The organism is Christiangramia echinicola DSM 19838, from assembly GCF_000423065.1.
In the GTDB taxonomy this organism is placed as follows: Bacteria; Bacteroidota; Bacteroidia; order Flavobacteriales; family Flavobacteriaceae; genus Christiangramia; species Christiangramia echinicola.
In genome coordinates this window covers 1-1,425 of sequence record NZ_AUHG01000007.1, presented here as the reverse complement: position 1 = coordinate 1,425, position 1,425 = coordinate 1, and the positions used below count along the sequence as shown (strand labels likewise).

1 rRNA gene is annotated in these 1,425 nt (G+C 47.6%); it reads right to left on the bottom strand.

The features are described 5' to 3' along the window. Positions 1–1,240, bottom strand: a 16S ribosomal RNA gene (locus G530_RS0100410); the annotation flags it as partial. Positions 1,241–1,425 lie beyond the last annotated feature (185 nt).

The following is a 1,425-nucleotide window of genomic DNA, read 5'->3' as shown; positions in this document are numbered from 1 at the left end:
ACCATTGTAGCACGTGTGTGGCCCAGGACGTAAGGGCCGTGATGATTTGACGTCATCCCCACCTTCCTCGCGGTTTGCACCGGCAGTCTCGTTAGAGTTCCCGACATGACTCGCTGGCAACTAACAACAGGGGTTGCGCTCGTTATAGGACTTAACCTGACACCTCACGGCACGAGCTGACGACAACCATGCAGCACCTTGCAATCTGTCCGAAGAAGGGCATGTTTCCACGCCTGTCAGACTGCATTTAAGCCCTGGTAAGGTTCCTCGCGTATCATCGAATTAAACCACATGCTCCACCGCTTGTGCGGGCCCCCGTCAATTCCTTTGAGTTTCATTCTTGCGAACGTACTCCCCAGGTGGGTTACTTATCACTTTCGCTTAACCACCCAGCCCTCAATTAGGCCGGACAGCTAGTAACCATCGTTTACGGCGTAGACTACCAGGGTATCTAATCCTGTTCGCTACCTACGCTTTCGTCCCTCAGCGTCAATATATTATTAGTGATCTGCCTTCGCAATAGGTGTTCTGAGTAATATCTATGCATTTCACCGCTACACTACTCATTCCAACCACTTCATAATAATTCAAGAATAACAGTATCAATGGCAATTCTACAGTTGAGCTGCAGACTTTCACCACTGACTTATTATTCCGCCTACGGACCCTTTAAACCCAATGATTCCGGATAACGCTTGGACCCTCCGTATTACCGCGGCTGCTGGCACGGAGTTAGCCGGTCCTTATTCATACGGTACCGTCAAGCATCTACACGTAGATGTGGTTCTTCCCGTATAAAAGCAGTTTACAACCCATAGGGCCGTCTTCCTGCACGCGGCATGGCTGGATCAGAGTTGCCTCCATTGTCCAATATTCCTCACTGCTGCCTCCCGTAGGAGTCTGGTCCGTGTCTCAGTACCAGTGTGGGGGATCTCCCTCTCAGGACCCCTACCTATCGCGGTCTTGGTAAGCCGTTACCTTACCAACTAACTAATAGGACGCATACTCATCTTTAAGCCATAAATGTTTAATGTAGTCTCCAGGTGAAGTCTACATACTATGGGGTATTAATCCACGTTTCCATGGGCTATTCCCCGCTTAAAGGCAGATTGTATACGCGTTACGCACCCGTGCGCCACTCGTCAGCGAAAGAGCAAGCTCTTCCCTGTTACCGTTCGACTTGCATGTGTTAGGCCTGCCGCTAGCGTTCATCCTGAGCCAGGATCAAACTCTTCATCGTTAAATCTTAAATATATTCAACAACTACTAAAGAAATTGCTCAGTATGACTTTTTCTAGTCTTAATTCTTATACACTTGATCATAAAGTATCGCTACTCTATAATCCTTGTCAATTCAATATATCAATGAACTTAATTGGTCTCCCAATCTGTCTTGTTAAAACCCAAGGATTCGAACCTCTCTAC